Source organism: Myxococcales bacterium, from assembly GCA_022184915.1.
Taxonomy (GTDB): Bacteria; Myxococcota_A; Polyangia; order Fen-1088; family Fen-1088; genus JAGTJU01.
This window is the reverse complement of sequence record JAGTJU010000001.1, coordinates 416,217-441,170: the sequence shown is the minus strand read 5'-3', so window position 1 is coordinate 441,170 and position 24,954 is coordinate 416,217. Positions and strand designations below refer to the sequence as shown.

Annotated in this window: 12 protein-coding genes; 2 read left to right on the top strand and 10 right to left on the bottom strand. The window is 62.7% G+C overall.

Features of this window, described 5'->3' with window-relative positions; genetic code table 11:
- Window positions 1-2: 2 nt before the first annotated feature.
- From KA712_01910 to KA712_01880, 7 genes are all read right to left on the bottom strand, one after another.
- The gene (locus tag KA712_01910) at window positions 3-10,412 is read right to left on the bottom strand and encodes a tetratricopeptide repeat protein (GenBank protein ID MCG5051693.1); all 10,410 of its coding nucleotides are present in this window, start codon (window positions 10,410-10,412) and stop codon (window positions 3-5) included.
- A 342-nt stretch (window positions 10,413-10,754) separates the two neighbouring features.
- Window positions 10,755-11,639 (bottom strand): tetratricopeptide repeat protein, encoded by an 885-nt coding sequence (locus tag KA712_01905; GenBank protein MCG5051692.1) that lies wholly within the window; start codon window positions 11,637-11,639, stop codon window positions 10,755-10,757.
- Window positions 11,640-11,694: 55 nt separating this feature from the next.
- Window positions 11,695-14,001 (bottom strand): TonB family protein, encoded by a 2,307-nt coding sequence (locus tag KA712_01900; GenBank protein ID MCG5051691.1) that lies wholly within the window; start codon window positions 13,999-14,001, stop codon window positions 11,695-11,697.
- A gap of 138 nt (window positions 14,002-14,139) precedes the next feature.
- On the bottom strand, window positions 14,140-14,424 hold the full coding sequence (locus KA712_01895) for a hypothetical protein (protein ID MCG5051690.1): 285 nt from the start codon (window positions 14,422-14,424) through the stop codon (window positions 14,140-14,142).
- A gap of 92 nt (window positions 14,425-14,516) precedes the next feature.
- Window positions 14,517-16,106, bottom strand: a complete 1,590-nt coding sequence (locus KA712_01890; protein MCG5051689.1) for a tetratricopeptide repeat protein — start codon at window positions 16,104-16,106, stop codon at window positions 14,517-14,519.
- 41 nt (window positions 16,107-16,147) lie between these two features.
- A complete protein-coding gene (locus KA712_01885; GenBank protein ID MCG5051688.1) occupies window positions 16,148-19,675 on the bottom strand; it encodes a tetratricopeptide repeat protein in 3,528 nt (1,175 codons plus the stop codon).
- A gap of 20 nt (window positions 19,676-19,695) precedes the next feature.
- The gene (locus KA712_01880; GenBank protein ID MCG5051687.1) at window positions 19,696-21,330 is read right to left on the bottom strand and encodes a hypothetical protein; all 1,635 of its coding nucleotides are present in this window, start codon (window positions 21,328-21,330) and stop codon (window positions 19,696-19,698) included.
- A 700-nt stretch (window positions 21,331-22,030) separates the two neighbouring features.
- On the opposite strand from KA712_01880, the gene KA712_01875 reads away from it, so the two are divergent.
- Window positions 22,031-22,540, top strand: a complete 510-nt coding sequence (locus tag KA712_01875) for a hypothetical protein (GenBank protein ID MCG5051686.1) — start codon at window positions 22,031-22,033, stop codon at window positions 22,538-22,540.
- Between the two features lie 40 nt (window positions 22,541-22,580).
- Entirely contained in the window at window positions 22,581-22,997 is a 417-nt protein-coding gene (locus KA712_01870; protein ID MCG5051685.1) for a YraN family protein, read from the top strand.
- Between the two features lie 115 nt (window positions 22,998-23,112).
- Here the strand turns inward: KA712_01870 and rplS are convergent, their stop codons facing one another.
- From rplS to rimM, 3 genes are all read right to left on the bottom strand, one after another.
- Window positions 23,113-23,481, bottom strand: coding sequence for a 50S ribosomal protein L19 (gene rplS, locus KA712_01865; protein MCG5051684.1), 369 nt, complete (start codon window positions 23,479-23,481; stop codon window positions 23,113-23,115).
- Between the two features lie 84 nt (window positions 23,482-23,565).
- Entirely contained in the window at window positions 23,566-24,381 is an 816-nt protein-coding gene (gene trmD, locus KA712_01860) for a tRNA (guanosine(37)-N1)-methyltransferase TrmD (protein MCG5051683.1), read from the bottom strand.
- Complete coding sequence (gene rimM, locus KA712_01855; protein ID MCG5051682.1) at window positions 24,378-24,953, bottom strand: ribosome maturation factor RimM; 576 nt, start codon at window positions 24,951-24,953, stop codon at window positions 24,378-24,380. The genes trmD and rimM overlap by 4 nt, the downstream gene beginning before the upstream one ends.
- Between the last annotated feature and the right edge of the window lies 1 nt (window position 24,954).

The following is a 24,954-nucleotide window of genomic DNA, read 5'->3' as shown; positions in this document are numbered from 1 at the left end:
GGTCAGCTTCCAATGCTGAACCCGATCTGCTGCCGCAACGTGAAGTACTCCTCCGAGACGGACCACTCGATGAGGTCCCGGATCTTTTCACGCGGGTCGGCCATACCGATCGTCATGGGCTCCGCCTGCACGAGCCGCACGGCCACCTCGAGGTCGTTGCAGGTCAGAAAGCCTGCCCGCGTGGTCGTGAAGTCCACAGCCTTGACCCACTTCGTGGTGTTCAGGTCGGCCTTGGCTTGCAGGAGCTGCGACACCACCATTGCCAGGTGTTCGAGGCGAGCGGGGGAGATTCCGTTCAGAATCTCCATGTAGCTCGGAAGAACTGCTGCAAGTTCAGGAGGCACCGGCACGTTCGGTTGGATTCGCTTGATGGCCGCGATGACGAACGCCTTGAGCTGTGAGACCTGCTCGACCACCGTGGGCCACCGGACCATGTGATCGGAGCGCAGAAGCGCCGCCTTCCGTCCCAGCAAGTACCCGAGTTCTTTCGCCGTCGGTCCCTGGAGCAGCGCCGAACCCACGACGACGGCCAGCATCGGCCCCTGCTTGTCGTAGAGGGGGTAGAGCTGCATATCGCCCGGGTTTTCCTCGCGAAGGAATACGGCGGGCGGCTGAATGTTCAAGGCCGCCGTCACGGTGTTGAACACCTTGCTGAACTGCAAAGAGTCCACCGTCATGTCTCGCGCGTCTTTGCGCTTGAGATTGTAGACCTTCATGTCGGTCATCTTGGCGCTCAGCACGGCTTCGCTGATGAGCCCCATGATTTGGGACAGGTACCAGTCCTCGTCCCGGTGGAAGATGAAGCGGCGCCACATCTCCTCCGTCACACGCACGCGCGGCTTTTGAAGCCCCTTGCCTCGATACTGCTCGAAGAAGCGGACCTGGTTCTCGTCGGCCTGACGCAAGAACGTAAGCGCCTGAGCCACGCACCACGCCTTGTCGTAGGCCTGCGCGTCCGAGTACGTGCGCCACAGCAGCTGCAGCTGGGGTCCCGTCTGTGTGATGTCCGGGGCCTTGCTGATGATGTACCGGTACTCCCGAACGGCCTTTTCGCCGTGTTCCACGCCGGAGACCGCGTACAGCTCGGCCAGGATCTCGCGCCGCCTGAGGTTGTCGGGCTCGAGCCCCACGCAGACCTCGAACGCTTGCATGGCGGCCGGCAGGTCCTTGAGGCGCGAGCGGTAGATCTCGCCAAGCGAGTTCCATAGCGCCACCTGAACAGGCCGCTTCTCGACCGGCACCTCCGTACCCAGCCGCTTGATCATGCGACGGTAGGCGCGCTCCTGGTTCTTCCAATCCTTCTTCTTGGTGAGGATGCGGTCGATGCGCTCGAAGACCTTGAGGTCGTCGGGATTCTCATCGAGCGACTGATTGTAAAACTCAATGGCTTCGTCAGGCGAGTTCAGCTCGTAGTTGGTGATGTTGCCCGCCGCCTCGAGGTACTTCGCCCGGAAGGTCCTGTCCTTCTCGAGCTCGGCCATCTTGAGCGTGGTCTCCACCGCCTTCTTCCACTGCTTGGTCTCGGAGAAGAGCGCCAGCACCTTGTGCAGCAAGCTCATCGAGTTCGGCTCGATCTCGAGGGCCTCGAGGTAAGCCGCGATCGCTTTTTGCTTGTTGTCGACCTTGGTGAGGTAGATGTCGATGATCTCCTGCAAGAACTGCAGGCGCTCGGCGTCGCTCGTTGCGTTCACCAGCAAGCCGCGCTTTTGTTTGATGACGGCCTCCCAGTCCCCCGTCGCCGTATAGATCTCGACCAGCGCCTCCAGCGTGGGCTTGTGCCCCGGCTGAACCTCGAGCGCCTTCTCGAACATGTTGATAGCCTTCGCTCGGTCACTCAGCTTGAGTTTGATGCGACCGATCCGGTGGAAGACCTCGACCAGCTGGTAGTCACCCTGGGCGTCCCGGTGATGGGCCAGGATCGACTGGTAGAGCTTGAAAGCATCGTCCCACTGCTCGCGTCGGTAGAGCAGATCCGCCCGCCCGAGCAGGGTGGGAAGATGGGTGGCATCGAGATCGTAGGCCTGCTTGAAGTGCTTGAGCGCCTTTTCGTCGAGGCCCAGTTCCGCGCAGGCCTTCGCCAGGCGGAAGTAGGTCGGATGAAGCTCACGCGCGGAGCGGCGATCCCGCTTCCGCGCCAGCATCTCGAGAAGAGGAACCAGAGGGGCCCACTGCTTCCGCTCGAAATAGAACTCCGAGAGGGGCTCTGCCGCTTCGGCATGCTCGGGATCCAGCTCGATGACCTGAGCGTAGAGTTCTGCAGCGCGATCCTCGTTGCCAAGCTCATTGCGGTAAAGTTGCCCGGCCTCGAAGAGCAACCGTGCCTTCTCGAGCACGTTGCGGGTCTGCTGCTCGGCCCGCACCATGAGCTGCGCCGCCTTCAGGTGGTCTCCGCGCCCCTTGTAGAGGTGGAGCAGGGCCAACATGCTCGGCAGGTGGGCCGGCTCCAGCGCGAGGGCCTCGGAGAGCCATTGCTCGGCGGCCTCGGGCATCCGCATCTGCTCGTCGTAGATCTTGCCCAGACGGAAGTTCAGCTCGACCCGCTGGTCACCCTGAACCGAACCCGCGATCCGCGTCATCACGTCGACTGCGCGATCCCAGTTCTCGGTCAACTCGTAGAGCCTGGAGAGAGACCACAGGGCGTCCACGTGCTCGGGGTTGAACGAGACCACGTCGTCGTAGGCCTCGATCGCCCGATCGTAGTCCTTGAGCTCCGTCTCGTACGCCGAGCCCATCTTGAAGTAGAGATCCGCGCGCTCGGCCGGATCAGCTGTAACCAAGATGTGACGGCGGTAGTTCTCGACCAGATCCTCCCATCTCTTCTCTGCCCGGAAGAGCCGTTCGAGATCGCGGTAGGCCTGGACATGGGTCTCATCGACCAACAGACACTTTTGTAGGCAGTCGATCGCGCGGTCGCGCTTGCGGAAGTCGGTCTCCCACATCTGCGCCAGCTGTTGCAGGAGCGTGAGCCGATCGGAGGTGTCGTCGGCCACCTCGAGCTTCTGCTCGACGATGTCCATCTGCGATTCGATTTGGCCTGTCTTGTGGTACAGGCGCTCGAGCGCGTTCAACGCCTCCATGTTGCGAGCGTCGGCGATGAGCACCTCTTTGTAGGCGCCGATTGCACGCCGATCGTCGCCGAGCCGCGTCTCCCAGATCTGGCCGGCCTGCAGAGACAGCCGCATCGCTTCGTCTGCGTCGTCGACCACGTGAGACTTCTTCGTCAGCACGTCCACCAGGCGATCCCACGCGTTCGTGCGGCGGTGCAAGCGTTCGAGGGCCTCGATGGCCGGCAAACAACGCTCGTCCCCGGCCAAAGCCCGCTCGTATGCCAACGTGGCCTGTGGCACGTCTCCCATCTGGACCTCGTAGGTCTCGGCCAGAGCCGTCAACGTGAGGACCCGTTTTTCGGGATCTTCCTCCACTTCGGCGTGTCGCTGCAGCACACCCACGAGCTCGGGCCAAAGGGACGTCTTTCGATAGAAGTCCTCGAGCGCACTCATCGCGCCCGAGTTGCTCGGGTCGAGTTGCAGCGCATACCCTGCGGTCTGAATGGCGTAGTCGGTATTCTGGAGAGCCGAGTCGCCCCACCGGGCAATCTTCACCCAGAGTTCAGCGGCCGTCTTGGGATCCTCCTCCGCCTGCGCCACTTGGGTCCACTGGCCGACGAGCTCGTTCCACTTACCTGCCTGAGTGGCCAACCGCTCGAGCTCCGCCGCGACCCGATCGTTCGAGTAGTCGATCTCGAACGCTATGCCCAACACCTGGAAGGCGTTGTCGGGATCGCCAAGATGGGTCTCGTAGACCTCGGCCACGGTGCACAGCACGTTTTGCCGCTCCCGGGGCTGCTCCGCCAAGTACTCGGCGCGGTCGATGAGAAGCGCCACCAGCGGCTCCCAGTTTTGGCGCTGGCGGTAGAGCTGCTCGAGCTCCACAGACGCTGAATGGTTCGAGGGGTCGATCTGCAGAATGCGTTCGAACACATCGGCCGCGGCGCCGCCATCGCCGATTTTATCGGCCCACACGTTCGCCGCCTGCATCAGCACGTCGACCTTGTCGGCGGGCTCCGCCAAGGCAGCTGCCCGGCGTTCGAGGATCTCGACGGACTCCTCCCAACGCGCTTCCTGCGTGAACAGTGCCTCCAGGGCCGCCATCGCCTGGAAGTCTTCCGGATCGATGGCCAGCACCTGCCGCCAGGCGTCGATGGCTGCGTCCGTTCGCATGAGGGTCTGCCCCTCGAGCTCGCCGAGCTGAGCGTAGAGGGACTTGAGTTCATCCTCGCCCAGCACCTGCGGGCCCAGGTTGATGAGCCGGCGAAGCGCATCGGAAAGCTCTTCCCACGCGCCCGTGGCGCGATAGTTCGCCGCCAAAGCCCGCAAGGCCTCGACGTCACCTGGATCGAGTTCGAGGACCGCCAGCCAACACTCGAGGGCATTGCGCTCCCGAGACAAATGTTCGCCCCAGATCCGCCCGAGCCGTTTGTAGAGCGGGATCTTGACGTCAGGATCATCCGACACCCGGATTTGGCTGTCGAGGATATCGGTCAGCTCGCGCCACTCTCCCGCCAGTTCGTAAAGATCCGCGAGATTCGTGAGCGCCACCAGGTCGGGCCCGCGCAGGTCGAGGACGCGCTGCCACAGCTCCACCGCGCGTTCACGGTTCTCGAACACCTTCGCGGTGATCGTGGCCATTCGGGCATAACAATCGGAGAGCGCCTGGTCGCCCGGCGCAATGTCGATCATCTTCTCGTAAACCTTGTAGAGGTCGTTCCAGCGCTCTGCACGCAGGTAGAGCCCCTCCAGCGCTTCGAGCGCGTCGGGCGAGCGCGACTCGGCTTCCAGCACCTGGTCGTAGGCCGCAATGGCGGCCCCGGTATCGCCGAGCACCTCTCCCAAAACCCGGCCCAGCCGGAGATTGAGCGCGACGAGTTCACGGCTATCGTCGGTCACCGCCAGCCGCCGGCGCAGGACGTCTGCCAGTTGCTCGTAGGCGCCCTGGTTCTCGTAGATCCGATCGAGTGCTTCGAGAGCCTGCGGATCTTGCGGGTTGCCGTGCAGAACGACCTGCAGCACCTCTTCCGCCGACTGCAGGTTCTGCAGCTCGGTCTCGTAAGTGCTGGCCAGCTGCAAGAGCACCTGGCGCTGCACGTCCGGCTCCGCCGCCTGCTGAGCGGCCTCGGTCAAGGTTCCTACGTACATCTCCCACTGGTGCGTGATACGCGCCAAACGCAGCAGTTCCTCGAAGGCTTGCTCGTTGGCAGGATCCTCCAGCATTAAACGGCACCACCAGTCGAAAGCGCCGACCTGGTCATAGAGCTTGTTTTCGGCGATATCGGCCAAGCGCCGGAGCAAGTTGGCGCGCTCGTCCTTGGCCGACGAAAGAACTTCTCCCGCACCCTGCAGCCGCTGAAGCTCGGCCTGGTAAAGCTCGACCAGCTTTTCCCACTCTTCTCCGAGCCGGTAGAGCGGCTCGAGGATCTGGGCGATCTCGCCCTGCATGGTACCCGCGCGTAGCAAATTCTCGAGCGCGGCCCGGGTTTCCGGGTGAGCGGGATCGGCATTGAGAATGTCCTGATAGCACTCGACGGCACCAGGGATGTCGATGAGCGCCAGCTCGAGCACCTGCGCCAAGCGGAACGTGAAGGAAATGATCTCCTCTTCCGTGTTGGCCAGGCGGATCTCTTTGCGAAGAACCTCGGCCAGGTCTTCCCACCGCTGAGCTTTGCTGTAGAGACGGTCGAGAGCGTCGAGTCCATCTCGGCGCTCGGGCTCGATGTGCGCCACCCGCTTGTAGGCTTCGATGGCCTTGTCGTCTTCGCGGGTCTCCTCTTCGTAGATGCGCGCTACACGCAGGAGGGTCTCCACTTGCAAACGCGTTTCCTGAATGTTGTCGAGTTGCCCTTCGAGCAGCGCGGCCATGTCAGACCAACGCGCGGTGACCTGCGCCAAGCGGTCGAGGTGCGCTACCGTGTCGGCGTTCGCGGGCTCCACGGCCAACGCGCGCGCGTAGGCCCCAAACGCAGCGTCGAAATCATTCAGCTGCCGTTCCTGGATGCGGGCGATTTGCCACAAGAGCTCGAGCTTCGCGGGGGCGTCCTGCGTATGCGCCACCATGACCTCGTAGACGTGGACCACGCGGTCCCAATCGCTCGTTCCCTCGTAGATGGGCTCGAGCACCCGGGCGGCCAAGATGGGCTCTTGCCCCTCGGCCATCATGTCTTCGAGCGCGGCGAGCGTTTGCTCGTGCATGGGGTCGACCGCCAGCACTTGCCCGTAGGCCTCCACGGCCCGGGTCAGATCTCCCAGCTGATCGCGCCAGAGATTTCCGATGCGGTAGCGAAGCGAGACGATCTCGGCGCTGGAGGGCGAAAGCTCGGTCTGGCGCTCCAAAACCGACAGCAAGTCATACCAACGCTCCGTCTTTGCGTACAGGCGATCCAAGGCCTGCACGGCGTCGAAGTCGTTCGCGTCGATGTCGAGCACCGAGCTATAGGTCTCGATGGCACGCTCTGCATCGCCGAGCTCGCGATCGTACACCTGTCCAAGCACGTACAGGTTTCGTTTCCGATCGCCGGCGTCTTGCGACAGCTCCGCCTTGCGGCTGTAGACGTCCTTGAGATCGGTCCAGCGCTCGAGACGGAGATACAGGCGTTCGAGGTTGTCGAGCGCGCCCACGTCGGTATCGTCGACGGCAAGAATCTGCTTGAACGCACCGATCGCATCTTCGGGTGTCTCGAGGATCTCTTCATAGATCTGAGCGGCCTTGTACCCGAGCTCTTTGCGCTCTAGTGGGTTCGGCACCATGTCCATCTTCTTGCGGTACAGCTCGACAAGCTGACGGTAGTCACCGAGCCGCGTGTAGATCGCTTCGAGCGCGTTGGCCGCTTCCAGGTCCGAAGGGGCTACCTCGATCGCTTCGAGGTAGGCCTGGGCGGCCAGGTCATCACGTCCCACCTCCTGGGAGGCGAGTTGGGCTACTTTGTGGAGGAGTTCCCGTTTGAGCTCCGGTTCGGAGACCGCCCCCACCAGCTTGCGGTAACGCCCAATCAGATCCTCGAAGCGTCCAAGCACCCGAGCCAAGCGCTCGATACGTCGCTGGCTCTCGGCATCCAACGGGTCTTCGCCGAGCGCACGCGACAAAGCCTCGTAGGCTTTCATCGGGTCATCGAGTCCGTCCTCGTAGCAGGTAGCCACCTCCTGTAGGCGCGCCAAGCGTTGTGCCCCATCGGTGAGGTGCTTGATCTGGATCTCGATCACACGCACGAGCGAAGCGAAGTCGCCACGCGCCCGATACACGGGCTCGAGCAGTTCCGCCAGTGTTTGCTCGAACGAAGGGTTGGGCAGAATGCGCTCGAGCGCGGTGATGGTCTCCGCGTGCACAGGCTCGATGTCGAGCAGGCGGCGGTAGGTCTCGACCGCGGCGGCGAGGTCGCCCAAGCGACGCTCTCGCAGATGACCGAGCCGCGACAGAAGGGTGACCACCTCATCGGGCTCGCCGCTGAGGTCGAGCTGGCGTTGCAGGTTGTCAGCGAGCTCCGTGTCGAGCCCCTCGGAGACGTAGAGCCGGTCGAGGGCGCGTAGCGCGCGAACGCTGGCGTCGTTCTCCGCCAGCACTTCCTTCCAAGCCGCGATCGCCTCGCCGTGGTTGCCGATCATCTCCTCCGCGATGGTCGCGATGCGCTCGTGAACGTCCTCGCGGGCGCCGGCATCCGTCACCAGTTCGGCCTTGCGCTTGAGAGTCTCGACCAACTCCGGCCAGCGTTCCGTGCGGGTGTAGAGGTTGATGAGAGAGTCGAGCGCCGATGCGTCCTCGGGGGCAATCTCCTGAGCGCGCTGCAGGCACTCGACGGCCTTGTCCGATCGGTCCAGACGCGTATCGTAGGTCTCAGCCAGCGTCGTGAGCAGCTCACGTTCGAGCGAGGGCTCGATCCCCCCGGACGCCAACGCGTCCTCGTACAAACCGGCGAAGGTCGGCCAGCGATCGAGGACCCCCGCCAAATCTTGCAGGGCTGCTCGGGCCTTGCCGGAGGCCGGGTTTTCCTTGAACGCGTCCGAGTAGGCCGAGAAGGCCTCTGCGGAGCGGTCGAGTGCCGACTCCAAGGCGCCGATCCGCAACAGCAGGTTCACACGTCCCAGCTTGTCCGACTCGTGCGCAAGCTTGATCTTTTGGACCTCAGCCATGCGTTCGAGGTCCTGCGATTTTTCGTAGATGGGCTCGAGCGCGGCCACCGCCACCAGTTGGAAGGTAGGATCCTCGAGGTAGGCCTCCATGGCGGCGCGCGCGCCCTCGTGGCTCGGCGCAAGCGCCAAAGCGCGCGTGAAGGCCTCCGTCGCGCCCGACGGGTCGGCCAAATGCTGCTGCTTGACCTTCCCCAGCTTGTAGATGAGGTCGGCAGATCCGGCTTCGTCGTGCGAAAGTGACAGCTCTTTTCCGAGCGTCGTCGCCAACTCTTTCCAGTTGGCGGTGGCCGTATACAGACGATCGAGTGCCTGGAGGGCGTGGCGATCCTCAGGGACCTCTCTCAGGATCTCTTTGTATGCGGCGATGGCCTTGCCTGCGTCTTTGACCTCGTCCTCGTAGAGGCTCGCCAGCTTGAAACGCACCTCGCGCCGCTCTTCGTCCGAGTGGGCCAGTGCCAGCTTCTTGTCGTAAATGGCCAGAAGATCCTCGTAGCGCTCCGTCGCGATGAAGAGCCTCTGAAGGGCATCCACGGCCTCTTCGTCATCGGGTGCACGATCGAGCACCCTCTTGAAACGCACGATGGCGGCCTCGGCGTCCACGAGCTCACGTTCGTACACCCGCGCCAGCGTTCGGAGAATGGCCAGCGCGGTCTCGCCTTCCGCGTGCGCAAGGCCCTCCTCGTAGGTAGCCGCCAGGGCTTCCCAGTTGCCCACCTCGCCTGCAAGGCGCTCGCACCATTCCCGCGTCCAGCCTGCGTCAGGGCCTTCCACGAAGGCTTGCAAGGCCATCTCCGCTGCGCCTGACTTGTTGCGGCCTGCACCATCCAGAAGCTCAACGATCCGGAGCATGCGCGACTGGCGCTCGGCGCGATCTGTGGTGTGAGACAGTCTGACTTTGAGGACGTTGGCAAGCCTTGCCGCGTCTCCTGCCTGTTCGTAGAGGGGCTCGAGCGCCTGTGCCGCAGCCAAGCTGTTGACGTCCACCTCGAGCGCTTTTTCGAAAGCCCGCACGGCCCGATCGGTCCGCTCGAGCCGGTCTCGATAAAGGGCACCAATCTTGAGCGCAAGGGTTACACGCGCAGGAGCCTCTTCGGTCTCGGCCTGTCTTTCGAGCACGCGGACGAATTCGTCCCAGCGGTTCTGAGCCGCGTAGAACTGCTCGAGTGCATCCCAGTCTTTGAGCGTGAGGTAAAGCTTTTTGACCGCGTCTTGCGCCCTGCGGTTCTCAGGATCGATCGAGAGCAGTTTCTGCCACGTCGCGATCGCCTTTTCGTTGTTTTCGAGCCGGTCGTTGTAGAGCGTGGCGAGCTTCACCAGCACCTGGGCTGGATCAGCGTCGGTGAGTCTCAGGCCCACCCGCTGTTCGAGGATGGCGGCCAGGCGTTCGTAGTTCTTCTCGCGCTCGTAAAGCTTCTCGAGCTCGGCCAAGGCCTCGGCGTTATCGGGTGCCTCGGCAAGCACCTTCTCCCAAAGCTCGATGGACACAGGCGCCCGTTTGAGGCGTTCGGAGGCGAGCTTTGCAACGTCGAGCAACCGGCGCACCCGCTCCGAAGCGTCGGAGAGCTGTTCGATCTCGGACAGCTGCAACTTGAGAAGCTTGTCCCAATCGCGCCGCTTCTCGTACATCTGCTTGAGGTAGTCGAGCGCTTGGCGGTTTCCGGGATCGAGGTCCAGGACGGCCTCGAAGGCCTTGATGGCTTCTGCCTGGTTCGAGAACTTCTCGAGGTAGAGGTTCGCCACCCGCAAATGCAGCGCGATCTTCTCCTCCGTAGACTCGACCACCTCGACCTTCTTTCGCATGAGCGAAATCACGTCGGGCCATCGGTTCATGGCCTCGTACTGTTCGGCGAGGGCGTCCACCGCGGCGACGTTCTCGGGCTGGATCGTGAGGATCTGGGTGAAGCTCGAGATCACCTTTTGGTTGAGCTTCAGACGGTCGCGGTAGACCTCCACCATCTCCCAGAGCAAAGACACCTTTTGCTCTTCGGACGGCCAGGCAGCCTTGTCCACGCTCTCGCTGAGCACGTCGGCGTAGTTCTTCCAGCGCTCGGCCTGCTTGTAGACCCGCGCCAGCTCGCGCCGGGGCGCCCACGCAGCGGGTGCGGACTGCACGACCTTCTTCCAGGCATCGATGGCCTTGTCGATCGACTCGCCCTCCGCGGCAAGCGCTGCAGCCACTTGCTCGTTGATTTCGGCGGGAAAATCCTCCGGAAGTCCGTTCGTCTGCTGGCTCATCTGAGCGTTATCGTCCTGTTTTGGCGCCTTGGACTTCCCCACGTTGGTCCTCCGGAAATTCGAGCGTCGGGGTCAATGAGAACGACCCTTATACCACGCCGCAAATCCCGGCCACAATCAGCAGAGCCGGGCATTCTGCTGAGAATACGAGGGTTTGCCAGGAGCGCGGTATACTACCCTTGCCCACGTGCAACGACAGCGAAAATTCTCGAGGCAGCCTGACCGCCGGATGCCTTGGGCGTACCCAATGGCTCCGGTGTCCGGGGACCCCAGGTTTGGCAGGGTGCCCGTTCTCGTAAGACGCCCTGGCGGAGCCAGTGCAATCGCTACAGGGTCCTTGGCTCAGGTGCCCGAAAGAGCGTAGAGCTTGTCGTTCGCGGCCTTCACGTAGCCCACACCGCCGTCGTGGGCGCCGCCGCCCGAGACGAACTTTTGCAGGTACTCCCTGGCCATCGCCTTTTGGTCTTCGGCGTGAGACTGGTCGTACCAATCTGCGTACGTCATCCCGATGTTGTAGACGGCCTCGAAGAGCGAAGGCTCGAGCTCGATGGCCTTTTTGAAGGCCTCGGCGGCGGAGGCATATTCCTGCAGATCCTTCTGGGCGAGCCCTCTTCCGTTGAAGCATTCGGCAGAGAACTGGTTGATCCGAGCGCACTCCGAGAACACCACGGCCGCCTGCTTGGGGAAGTCGTACTCCATGTAGAGATAGCCCAGGTCTCGGAAGGCCTTGTCGAAGCGGGGGTTGCCGTTGATGGCGTTCCTGAAGGCCTCGTCGGCGAGTTTTGGCTCTTCGAGCAACTTGTACACGACGCCCAGACGCCAGTGGACCCGGTAGTCCTTGTCGTTCAGCTCCGTCGACGCTTTGAGCGCATCACGAGCCTTGTCGAGGCGCTTCATCTCCAGGTACGCCTCGCCGAGATCGTACTGGTAATTGGCGTTGTTCGGTTCCCCCTCCGTAGCAGCCTCGAACGACTCGACGGCTTTGTCCCACTTGCGTTGCTTCTGATAGACCTTGCCCAAGTTGTAGTGGGCAAGGCTGTAAGAAGGGTCGGTCTGGATCGCCAGCTTGAGCTCACGCTCGGCACGGTCGTACAGGTTGTTCTTGAATGCCATGACGCCCTGGTTCGAGAGCTCCATCGCCTTCTTCCGCTGCTGGCTGCAAACGAAGGCGTCGCAGGCCGGAATGATGAGGCCTAGCACCAGCACGACTTTGAGGTGGCGTTGCATCTAGCGATACTCCTGTGTTCCTGAGCTCTTGGGCCGAATACCTGGGCGAAGGCGCCTATTCTTCCCCGCCGCCGGCTGGGTTGAACACGAACGGATAGGTCACGATGACGATACCGCCGCCCCGTGGCTTGGGGAACTCCCAGCGACGAACCGCCTGAACCACACAGTTCTCCACGCGGGGGTTGCCCACAGAAGAGCTCTGCATGACGGAGGTCACGACCTGCCCCGTGGCGGCGATCGTGAACTGCACCGCGATGCGTCCCGAAAGGTCAGGCTTTTTCGTGAGTTCCTGCTCGTAGCAGTACTTCACCTCGTTGATGTGGCGCCGGATGATGCGGCGAATGATCTCCTTGTCGAGCGATCCGCGCACGGCAGCTACACCGGGGATGACGTCGGGAGCCCTGGCACGACGACCGCGCAGACCGCCTGCACCGCGCCCGTAGCCCGATCCGTCTCCGCCACCGCCGCCCTTGCCAATGGTGCCCAGGTTTCCAAGGCCAATCGTCCCTTCACCCGTGCCGCCGCCGCCCGAGCCTGTGCCCACGAGCCCCAAGCCGCCGACGCCGTAGGCTTCGCCGATTTGATTGCCCAAGAGGCCACCGAGTACGTTCTCTGCGTCGGTCCCCAGGGCCGTGTCACGACCGAAGAGAGATGCGAGGTGAGAGCCCTCATCGGCCTTGATCATCCCGAGGATGCCCGCATTCTTGGCCTCTTCTTCGGCCAGCTTCTTGGCGAGGTGCGGGTCGGGGTTGTCCGGTGGGCCCTTCAGGCCGTAAAGGCCCTGTTTGTTCTTGGACGACTCCTTACCCATCTTCCCTTCGTCGCCCTTGTGACGCTTACCCTTGCCGCCTTGGTCGTCGTTCTTGTTGCTGTTGAGAAACTCGGGGATCTCCTCTTCCTTCTCCTCGGGAGGCTTGATGAGGAAGTTCACGAAGCGGTTGTCCGTGTTGAGCAGATCGAGCGAGAGTGACTTCGGATCCGGCGGCACGGCGAAGATGATCACGAGGAAGAGCAGAAGAACTGCGGCAGCGCCCGCGGTGAACTTTTGCTCGGCCCAGCTCCACAGCAGAAAGGGCACCGGAAGCGTGCGCGGCTTTGCCACTGACGACACCAGGAACCCCGCTTCGCCCAGTTGAAGACGCACGCGCGCCCCTTCGGGAAGAGGAAACACCGGGCCGCGCTGCTGCACGAACTGTGCGAGGGGAATGGCCTGGCCGGAAAGGTAGACCTCACCCTGCATCTGCGGCGTGGTCTGCACCGAGAAATCGGCCCCCGTCGCCTGCACCAACCTGAAGCTGTCGCTGCCCACGTACTCCGGGGGCACGGGGGCATCGACCCCGGGCACGCTGCCGATGACGTAGTCCTTTTCAGTGTGGCCCCATCGCTTGAGACCCATGTAGGACAGCGCCACGCCCGCGATCAGACCTCCGAAGAAGAGAACGTCGAGGGCCGGGTTTCCGCTGCCACGCGGGAACTTCGCGGGATCCTTACCCGCGGCCAGGTGAGCCTCGAAGCGCTCCTTCTCATGACCCTCCTGGATCGAGGCGCCCACCAGGGTCACCAAACCGACGAGCCCGAGCACGCAGCCCACCAGGGTCATCACCTTGCCGGTGGAGCCGTGAGACTTCCCGCTCGGGTCGGTCAGGTGGCGGGTGTCGATGACGACGTTGCGGAAAGAGGCCTGCACCTCGATCGCTTGGCTTCCGATCTCTTCGATCTCGGTGGACGTGGGAAGTGCCGCCATTGCGGCAAAGCCCGGACCCATACCACCTTGCGCGCCCGGGAATTGCGGCGCCTGAAGCCCCGGGGCCCCCTGGAACGGTGGACGAGGGGGCGCGCCCCCTCCCGCGGCCGGCAGAGGAGCCGTGGCGGCCATGCGAGGAGGCAACGCTGCGGCTGCCGGCGGTGCATAGGCCGGGGGGGGCGCGTAAGCCGGAGGGGCGGCGTAGGCAGGAGCGAATGGGGGCGCCTGCACCGGGGCGGGAGACGGCGTGGCTGATTGCACGGCCATGTTCTCCACGAGCTGAGGCGCGGCCACCTTGGTCGCGTCCTCGTCTGCGCGGGACAGAACCACCCGGATCATGCCAAAGGCAATCTCGTCGCCAGGTTTGACCCTGGTGCGGGCGATCTTTTCACCGTTGACCAGGGTCCCGTGTGTCGAGCCGAGGTCGATCACCTGAATGTCGTCGGGGCCGTTGACCTCAATGACCGCATGCATGCGCGACACCGACTCATCGTCGAGGCGCAAGTGCGACGAGGGAAGCTTGCCGACCTTGATGACAGGCTCGCTGATCAGATCTTCTCGCAGCAGCTCGTCGCCGTGAAAGACCTGGAAGCGAAGCGGAACCTTCGGCGTGGACATGAACGGGAACTCCTTGGAACGGATGGCTACTCTAGAGGCCGGGTCTTCGAGCGCAGTGCGGGCAGACCCGGAGGCCAGGGCGGGGCTAAACTCAGGAAGACGGAACAGCTGCAGCCCCGGCGGGCGGGGCGCCTGGGTTCAGATGTCCTCGAGCGACTTCAACATCTCGGGAATGAAGTCTTTGCGAATCTCGATCAGGCTGTCTTGCTTCACGTTTTGGATGGCGCTTACGAGTTCGCCATCGGGACGCTGCAGGTCACCTTCGACCGTGTCGTCATCGAAATCGTAGACGGTCTTGGCCTTGTAAGAAGCGCCGTCCTCCGATTCGGTGGTAGCTGGATTCGCTTCCTCCTGGGCGAAAGCCATTCCGCCCAATGCCGATGACAGGACTGCCGACATGCTCAGGACCCACAGCGTCTTCATGAGTTTCTCCTCGCCTTGCTTCCGTTCAGACAACAGGAACCCTGGAAGGTTCCGAAAAAGTTGCAAGTTGTTGAAATGACACGCAACTTGGTTCACGGCGTGGTTGCGGCCGTGGCACCATCCGTGGCCGCGCCGGGCGCGGCAGCTGCCCCGCCCTCGCCGCCTCCCTGGCGCTGCATCTCCTCTTGCATGCGGCGCTGCTGCTCCTCGGCCTCCTTGAGCATCTTCTCATACTCGGCCTGGAGCTTCTCGGCTTCCTCGAGCGCCGCGAACATGTCGTCGATATCCTTGATGCGCTTCTGCGCGTCGCGTCGAAGACTCCCTCCGCCGCTGGCTTTGCCGAGATAGTCGCGGAAGTACTGCTGGGCCTTCTGCAGCTCTGGCTTCTGGCCTCCCTTGTAGTCTTGGTAGAGCAGGCCCAGGTTGTAGTAGCTCTTGGGGTTGTTGGGTTCGAGCTTCTGGGCGGCGAGGTACATCTGCTCGGCCTCATCGGCCTTCCTGTTGCCCCGAAGCGCCACGCCGAGACCGATGACCGCCTCGTAGTTCGCAGGCTGCGCCTTCATGACGGCCTTGAAATTGTCTTCCGCCGTGTTGTAGTCGCGGAAGTTGAGCGCAATGGCAGCCAAGTTCATGCGGGCCTCCATGAGGTTGGGATCCCGGCCGATGGCGCTCTTGAGGTTGCTGATCGCTCCGGTCACGTTCTGTTTCTCGAGTTCGATGAGGGCGAGCGTGTTGTAAACGAGCGCGATCTGCTCGTTCATCTCCTTGGTGTAACCGGTGCCCTTCGCTGTCTTGACCTTGCGGGGCGCCTCCTCGAATTCCTTGTCGTCCCGGTCGCGTTTTTTGGACTTCGCCTTTGCGGGCGCGCTCGAGCCGCCTTCTTCCTCTACCTCGCCCGTCGCGATCTCCTGGGCGCGCCGAATGGCCTGGTCAGCCACCAGCTTCGCCATCTCCGGATATCCAAGCAGCTGGTAGACGTGACAAAGTGTGGCGTACGCCTGGATGTTGCTACCGTCCATGGCCAGCACCGCCCGCAGGTGAGTGATCGCCCGAGCAGCAATGCGCTTGCGCTCTTCGCCGGATTGGGCCTGCATCTGATCCCGCAAAAGCTGTGCAAGGTTGTTCCGGGCCGTGACCGAGTTGATGTTTTGGTCGAGGTCGATCGCTCGCGTGAAGAGCTGCTCGGCCTGGGCGCGGTCGTCGCGCCTGAAAGCCGCCACGCCAAGCTCGGTGACCGCCGGGGCAAACGCGTTGGTCCCGGAGGCCATGCCCTGGAACACCTGCATGGCTTCGTTGTCGCGCCCGCACTCGAGCAACACCGCGCCCTGGTTGAAGCGGGCTTCGCGCAAGTTCGGGTTGTTGTCGGCGGCCTTCTCGAAAGCGGCTGCGGCGCTTTCGCACTCGCTTGCTGAGAGGGTCCCATCCGCCTTGAGGTCGCGGTACCTGGCCATCGCCTTGACGAAGTCTTCGCGCTCCTCCTCGGAAACCCGACGCGCCGGCTTGTCACTGCTCCCCATGATGATGTCATCGCCCCCCTGATCCGCCCGCGCGGCAGCACGAGGCCCGCCGCTCGTCTTCTGGGGTCCTCCGCAGCCCGCGCCCGCGACCAGGACGCCCAGGGCGGCCGCAAGGCCTCCCTGGAACAAGGCGCCGCCCATGCAGAACTTTGAAATCGTTTTCATTGTGGTTTTGCCGTTTCGAGTTGCGTGCATGTGGAGCGCCCTCATTCCGAACCGCTGCTGAGCGCCACGCTCTTTTTCGCCTCGGGAAGCTCCGTCACGACAGGAGCCGCCGTAATCACGGTGGGCGTATAGCCCGCCTCAGGCTTGGCCTCCGAGGCCAGAGGGTATTCAGAAGGCTGCATCTGGTTGAGCTCGACCTCACAGAGCCGCGACCAATCGTTGAACCAGCTCTCCCGGGTGGCGCCGGTCAAGCACACCTGGAACCCGGTCACGGCCTTCGCCTCGACGGGCTCGGCTTGATCGACGAGGGCGTCGCAGTAGATCTCGCGCGGACGGTTGCCGTATTCGTCAACCTCCTTGAGGTTCTTCGGAATTTCCGCGGTGTACAGCTGGTCAGCGAAGTTTTGCCACACCTGACCCACCCGAGCCGCAGCGGCGATCGTCCAGTGTGCCACCTTGAACTCGAACACGCGTTCGTAGAGGCCTTCGCTCCGGTTGGGCTCTCCCACGAGCTTCAGCGTCAGCTTACCCTTCTCGTCGAGGTACTTCTTGAAGCGCTTTTGAGAATCCTCGAGCGTCTTCTTGAGTCGGTCGTTCCGCGACTTGTTGTAGTAGGACTGCGGCCCCTGGAAGTCCAAGTTCTCGGGGAACTTGACCTGCAGGAACTCTTCGTAGAGTGCCTCGGCCTGATAGAACGCCGCACCGGCCGCGGCCGATGTGGCAAGTCCTGCGCGGGCCTGCTTTTCGGCTCCTTCTCCCGGAACGCGGTCGAGGGCCTTACCCCGGTTGAAGAGCTTGAGCACGGTGTCGAAGTGCTTCTGTGCATCCTTGGCGAAGTTTGCCTTGCGCTCGTGCACGATGACCTTCGAGCGGGTGGCAGGACCACATTGGGTCTGCTTAGGGATGCGAAGGCGCTTTTTGCCCTTTTGTTGGCGCTTGATCTTGTCGAAGGCAAGCTCTCTACCGCTGGCCTCGACACGCTTGACCTCGATGCAGGCGCCGTTGTCATCCTTGACCGGGCAGGCACGCTTCCAAAGCAGCTCGCCCAGCTTGAAGTGCGCCAGGATCTCCTTGTCGATCCCGCCCTTGCGGCCCCACGTCTTCAGATACGCCTCGAGATGCCGGATGAGCCCTTCGTCGTCGCCCTGCTTTTCATAGATCTCACCCATCTGGAAGAACACGTCTGCCGCGTCTTGCGGCTTGCGCCCACCGTAGAACTTGATGAACGCGCTCATGTTGTCCTTGGCCCTTTCGTTCTCGCCCAGGCCAATCCGGAACATGGTGGCGTTGCCGAGCGCCACGGGCGAACGATCCTCTCCGGGGAACTTTGTCGCAAACTGCTCGTAGTACTCGGAGGCCTTCGTGTAGGAGGCGATCTGGTGGTAGCCGGCCGCCACCTGGAACAGCGCCTTTTGGGCCAAGGGGCTATCGGGATGCTTCTCGATCAGCTCCCGGCGGTAGCGGATGGCCTGGCCGATGAGACGCGCGTTCTGGAAACAAAGGCCTGCGTTGTAGAGACGCTCGTCGTGCTTCGGATGGTCCGGCATCGACTCGGCCGCGGCGACCATCGAGATGCCGCACTCCTTGAACTTGTTGGCGGTCTCGAAGTCCTTCGCCTCTTTGACGAGCGCGTCGGTCTTCAAGGAGACCATCTGCTTGCGGAACTCCTCGTCTTCCATGAGCTTCGGGTTTTGAACGAAGCGGTCGACCCACTTCACCAGCTCCTCGGTTCGGCCCAGAATGTTGAGCGAATCGAGCAGAAGGTTGGCCGAGTAAACGGCCAGCTCGTCTTCCGCGTGGCTGTCCACGACCTCGCCAAAGTAGCGGGCGGCTTCCTCGAAGTGGTTGTATTCGTAGTAGACGCGAGCCTTGCGGTACTTGATCTTCACGAGGTCAGGCGAGTCGGGCACGTACTTGATGTACGTGTCGTAGGCCTCAATCATCTTCTTCTGAGCGGCCGGCAGTTCGATTTTCTCGAACTTGCGATCGCCCTCTTTTTGCTGGGGGCGCGTGTCCGTGATGTTGAGCGCGTTTTGCCATGCCAGGACCGCGGCATAGGCGGCATCCTTGGCGTCTTTGTGCTTCGGATTGCGCTCGACGAACTTGGTGTACTGCTCGGCTGCTTCCTTCCACCGCTCGGTCATCCACAGGACCTCGCCGTAGTAGAACATCATGTCACCGGCCGTGGGCTCGTTCTCGAAGTACTTGAGGTACTCGTTGTAAACGAAGCGGACCAGCTCGTACGTGTCCGTGTTCTTGGTCTTCTGGGCTTCCTTGTGCCAGACGAGGGCCAGCTCCTTCGTGGTGTCATGGAAGGCGTTTTTGCACTCCTCCATCACACCCTTCTTCACGTTCTTCTTCTTCGAGACCAGCTCGTAGGCTTCGCCCAACCGCTGCAGCTCTTGGACCTGGTCGCTCTTCTTCCCCTCGGAGAGGGTGTTTCGGAGAATCTTGTTCTGCCACTCGCAGATACGCTCAGACGACAAGTTCAGGCTGATGATGCGGCGGTACACCTTGGTGGAATCGCCGAACATGCCCTGCTCCCAGTAGAGCTCGCCAAGGCCTTCCATCATCTTGGGCGCGAAGTCGGCGCCGACGCGCTGGAAGAATTCCCAGGCTTTGTCAGGTCCGCCCACGCGGGCATAGGCCTTGACCACGTCCTTACGAGCCTCGCGTTGCAGAGCCTCGCGCTGCCCCTTGTTGCCACCCTTGCCCTGCTCGGTCAGGCGAATGACGCCCACGAAAATCTCGAGCGCCTTCTTGAAGTCGCCCAAGTTGACGTAGCACCAACCCTTCTTGTACACGGCGTAGCCGTAAACACTCGAGTCGGGGAACTGCTCCACCCGCTCGTAGAATTTACGAGCCGCATCCATTTCGCCTGCCTGGAAGTAGAACTCCGCAAACGACAGGTACGCGTCAGGAATGTACTTCGAGTTCGGGTAGTCCTTGATGAGCTCGTGAAACACCTCGCGCGCGAGGTCTTCGCGCTTAACCGTTTGCAGGAGGTACGCGAGCTTGAACAGCACCTCGTCCATGCGGGCGTACTTCTTGAAGTTGCGGGCGCCCATGTAGGACTTCACCGCTTCTTTGAGATACGCCTCTGCCCGCTTTTCCGCCTCTTTCTGCTTGCTCTGGAGGTCTCTCTTGTCGCCCCCCTTGGCGTCGAAAATCTTTTGGTCGAGGCCACGCGCGTAGAACGTGTAGTAACGGTGCTTTTCGGCGTAGAGCTCGGCGAGCCGGAAGTAGAAATCGGCTTTTTGCGGGTCGCTATCGTCGGTCACGTTGATCAAGCGCTGCATCTGCTCGATCTGCTTGTCGACGATCTTCATGATCTCCGAGCGCTTCTGCTCGACGAACTCGTCGATCGTGAGGACCGGTCCCGTATCCTTCTTGTTCCCCTCGGGCGCCTTGGGCTTGGTGAGGTCGGTCTGCTGGATGCCCTTCACCTCACGCTCGGATTTCTTGTAGTTGGCTGCCTCGGCCGCGTTGGCGAACAGCACGCAAAACGCCAAGCCCATGGCAGGACCGCGCAAGGCGCGGCCCGCAAGCATCTTCGATTTCAACGTCATCTCAGTCGCTCCTTGGCGTGTCATTCCGTGGGGCCGATCGGGGCGCCCTCGGGGGCGTTCCGTTCGCACTTGTTCAGCAGGCGGACACGGTAGTACCCGAGCTCGTCGCGCCAGTACTCGCCCTTGAAAGGCCACAGCACGTGCTCGTCGTCCACGCGGACGTTTCCGATCTCCTTCGTCTTGAGCTTCTTGGTGATCTGCTGCTCCTCGACGATTTCCTGTTGCAGCGTGCCCTTTTGGCCCTGGAGAATTTCGTACTCGATCTTGATGACCCGCTTGATGAGCTGCGCGAGCTCACCCACCAGACGCGTGATGCGCTGCCGGGCCAGATCGCCCGCCTCGTTCTCGGTGAGCGACTTCTGTAGGCTCAAGTCCGTGTAGACCGCGTTCGCGATCGCCGTGCTCTTCCAGGCCGGCTCGGCCTCCTCGAAGCGCTTGAGCTCGGAGTCGAGCTGCTCCACGTAACGGAAGCGACGCTCGAGACTGAAGTCGGTGAGCACGGCGCGGGCCGCACGTTCGACGTTCTTGTTCAGGCCGGACTTGCCCTTCTGGATCTTGCGCGCCAGCTCGAAGAACTCGGTGTTGTCACTCGTGCCCTCGACGACCTTCGACAGGTCCTGGGCGAGCGGCGGAACACGCTTGTTGAAGTCGACGATCGCGTCAGCAGCGCGGTCGTAGAGGCAATTGTAGAAGTAAATCGTGGCCTTGACCGTGAGCGCCTCAGCCACCGACTCGGGCTTGACGAAGTTCTCGAAGTAGGGCGCTTGCAACGTATGGATGTTGCCAAGCGCCTTTGGGTAGCCGGCGGTCTTCAGCATGAAATTCGCCCATGAAGCCTCGAAGAGGCTGTTGGCCCAGTCATAGGATTCGGGCGAGACCTTGTCGTAGTACTTGGCAGCCAACTGATACTGACCGGTCGAGTAGAAGGTCCGCGCCAGAGACAAGTTCGCGAGCTCGACGTAAGGCTTGAGCTCCTCGTCGTCACTCTCCTCGGCCGCGCGAAGAACCTCTTTGAACGCTTCTGAGGCCTCCTTGCCCTTGTATTCCTGGACGAAGGTGGCGCCCTCGAAAAGCTTCGCCTTGACGTAGTACTTGCTGTTCCTTGGCACGGCCCGAAAAAGCGAGAGTGCCTGGTCGAAGTCACGCTTTCGGTACGCCGATCGCCCGAGCAGGAAGAGCAGCTGGTCCCGCACGCTCGACAGGGCCTCCTGTTCGAGCTCGCCGCGATCGTACTTCCCGATGCGGTCGATGACGGCGCTCGAATCCGAAAGTTCCTGGGCGAGCGAGGCGAGCCATTTGAGCGTCTCGTTGTAGTACGGGTGCGCGTTGCCGGCCTCGACGATGCGGTCGAACAGCGTGAGCGACGCCGAGAGGAACTTCATGTTGTAGAGGGTCTTGCCCATGAAGAACTCGGCCTTTTGCTTATTGGCCTGTCCGTCGGGCGTCTCACCCTCCACGACCTTGAACAGCTCGATCGAAGCGCCTTGGTACTCCTTGGCGTCGTAGAGCTTCAGGGCGCGGTCGAGCACGGGCGAGGGTTGTTCAACCACGGGCGCGGCGGGGGGAGGAGGCGCCTTCTTCTTGGCCGCCCACGCGTTTCCGCCGAGCGCACAGAGAAGGGAAAGGCTGACGGCGGCCACAGTCCGACGAGTCATGTCTTGAGTCCTCACGGGTGTCCTTGTGTTCGAGAAGAAGGCGGCGAAGCTAGTACGGACCTAAGGGGAAGCGGTAAGCCAAAGCTCAGGCTGAGCAAGACGCGTGTACAAGGTACGGGAGGGTATCAGAATGCCCCCGGACCGGGACACGGAGACGAGAGCTTGGAGCGGATACCGAAGTGGCCGGTGGGCCCAACGCCACCGCCCGGACTCCCAGACCAACTCCCAAGCGAAGCGAAGACGAAGCCAGGCAGAATGTGCGGAAACCGGCTCATGCTAAGGCAGGCCGTTTGAAGCTGTCAAGCCGAGCGCACCCGGGACGGTCTTTATCAACCGTGCGTTTCCGAAGGAAAAACTCTGACGAATGCGGTCGATTTCCCCCACGGCCTCCGGCTCGCGACGTGGCGGCAACCGTGTGCGCCCTTTCCGCGACACCTAAGCGTGTGTAGGCAAAGGTAATCAAGGACAGGGGGCCCCGGCGTGACCGAAGGTGGCCGCTGAACCCGTTGCCGTTGTTTTCTGAGCGAGAAAGCTGTCGGGTTGACACTCATACGGTGAAGACCTAAGAATGGAGACCCCCGACGAGGACCGAATCTGCAATCCTTTTTGGTGTCGTCGGTCTTTTCCGCCCCTAACACTTCGTCGCTTCTGCTCGCTTCTTAGCGCCCTTTGTTTTTTGCGGGATTTTCAAGGAGCTTCCATGCGCCCCCAGTCCGGTTCGCGCACCAAGTTGCGCAGCTTCGCTCGCCGTCAGGCTCGTCTGGTATCCACGTGGCTCAGCGTCGCGCTGCCATCCCTTTCGCTGGGGGCCTTTCTGCTCTTGGGCGTCTCGGGCTGTGAAGACCAGGCGATTGGCCGCCCCTGTCAAACTCTGGTCGAGGCGAGTAACTCCCAGGCGGTCTTCAACGACCAGGCCCTCGAGTGTCCCACGCGCCTCTGCATCAAGCCTGCCTACCAGTCTGGCGCTGCCCCCGAGGCGATGACGTCGGCTTTCTGCTCCACTGAGTGCAGCAAGGACTCGGATTGCGACGACGGAGAGCGGCGGGACAAAGGTAACCCGAACGACAAGCGGTGTAACGGCGGGTTCTCGTGCAGCGTCCCATTCGAGGTGGGGCCTTTGGCGTGCCAGAAGATGTGCGTCTGCCGCGACTTCCTGCCCAAGGATTCGAAGGCCGCGACGGCGATCCCCGCCTCTTGCAGCGGCAAGTGAGGGGCTCGTCACGCTCGAGGGCCGACTCGAGGGCCGACGCGTGAGCCGCCGGCCGCCAGGCCCACGCTCGACGGGGGATCCGGGGCCGCCGGAGCGACAGGTGCTTGGCCGAAGGGCGGAAGAGCTTGCCCTCGCGTCCTTGTCACGCGAGGGGCTTCAGCTTGTTTGCCGCAACTGGCGGCGACCTGAGGGAGAGCTGGACTTGGTCATGCGAGAGGGCGACACCTGCGTGTTCGTGGAGGTGCGCTCGCGCACCGGAACCGACCGTGGCCACCCCCTCGAAACCGTTACACGCGCGAAGCGCGCGCAGGTCGTACGGGCGGCACGCCACTTTCTGGCCGAAGAGACCGTCTCGGCGACGGACTTTCGCTTCGACGTCGTGGCGGTGACCTTCGACGACGAAGGAGCCATGGTCGAGCTCGTCCATGTCCCCGACGCCTTCACCACGAACGAATAGACCGCACAACGTCGAAAAGGCCAGCCCCAAGCACCCTCGCGAGGGCTGGGAGACTGACCTTTTGCCGATGTGAGACGACGCAGCGCAACCCTGGCGGGCGCCAGGGAGAATGCCGTTAGGCGCTCGCCGAAGCGACCACGTCGCTCTTGATGCGGGCGGCCTTACCTTCACGCTCGCGGAGGAAGTTGAGACGCGAGCGACGAACGTGACCTCGGCTCACCACCTCGATCTTCTCGATACGGGACGAGTGAAGGGGGAAAACGCGCTCGACGCCCATGCCGTACGAGACCTTGCGGACCGTGAAGGACGAGCGCAGCCCCCCTCGCTTGCGTCCGATGACGATTCCCTCGAACACCTGAACGCGCTCTTTGTCGCCTTCGCGGATTTTCGAGTGCACGCGGACGCCATCGCCGGGGCGAAACTCGGGCAGCGTGTCGCGAAGAAAGGAAGCTTCGATGCTCTGAATGATGGGATTTTGGCTCATGACGAGATCCGCGAAGGGCTGTCATCCTACGCGGAGATCGCGTGGAAGTCAAGCCGGTGGCAGCCGACACGGAGGCCGGTTCCTTTACGGGCACGAGCCTCGCGCCGGTAAGGTGACCGCGTCCTCGGTCAGAAGCGGAGGAGGTGCGGCTTCCGTGGCAAAACGAAGCTCCTCCGCCGTGGGCGGAACCTGCTGCAGCAAGTCCGGTCGGCGAACCCGGGTCCTGAAGAAGGACTGCTTGCGCCGCCACGCTCCGATCTTGGCGTGGTCACCCGATAGCAGAACATCCGGGACCGCGAGACCTCGAAACTCCGGGGGGCGGGTGTACTGGGGGTATTCCAGCCGACCGCTTGCGTGGGATTCATCGTCTACAGATGCGGCGCAGCCCAGGACTCCCGGCAACAAGCGGGAGATCGCCTCGATAATCACCGCGGCGCCGAGTTCGCCCCCCGAGAGCACGAAGTCGCCGATGCTGAGCACTTCGTCCGCGCACAAATCCGCAACCCGTTCGTCGACCCCCTCGTAGCGGCCACAGATGAAGAGCAGCCGTCCCGCGGTGGCCAAACGCTCGGCAGCCCGCTGGTCGAAGCGAAACCCTTGGGGGCTGAGCAAAATCTTGTGGGCGGGACCCCGGCTGGCCACCACGTGCTCGACCGCCGCCACCACCGGTGGCGCTGCGAGCACCATGCCCGGGCCTCCGCCATAGGGCGTGTCGTCGACGCTGCGGTGTTTTCCAGGCGCGAAGTCACGCGGGTTCGTGAAGTGAAACGCGATCGTCCCCGCAGCGGTCGCCTTGCCCAGCAGACTCGTGGACAAGAAGCTCGTGAAGAACTCAGGAAAGAGAGTGACCAGCTCGCAGGTGAGCGCGGATGGTGGCGCCGGGATATCGGTCGCGTTCATGGCCCCGGCTCGGCGCCTTGCAGGTGCGCATCGTCGAGATCCTCGATGTCGAGGCTCTTGACCTGAACGTGGCGCCCTTCAACGTCCACCACGAGCAAAAGCGGCGCCACCAGCGGGATCAGCGTCTCGTGCCCCTGAGCGTCAACGACGCTCCCCACACCGTGGGCACCGTTGTCGAAGATGGCCTGGACGCGCCCCAACAAACGGCCCACCTGGTCCGTGACCTCGCAGCCGACGAGGTCCTGCCAGTAAAATTCTCCGGCTGCGAGCGGGGGCAACGTGTCCCGGGCGACCCTCAGAACCCGCCCCACGAGCGCGGTGGCCTGGTCCCGGTCTGTCACACCCGCGATGCCCAGAAGATAGTGATCATGCGCGAAGCGCGCCTGTTCGATCACACAGACCTGGCTTCCCTCCGGGCCCTCCAGGCACACCGACAACGGCATGCGAAGGCTCGACAGCACACGGCTTCCGTCGTTGAACAGCCGAAAATGCAACTGCCCTCGGGTCCCGTGGGGTTTTCCCACCGTCCCAAGGGGAAGGGTCTTCGGATCGTATGCGAGAGGCGCACCCACG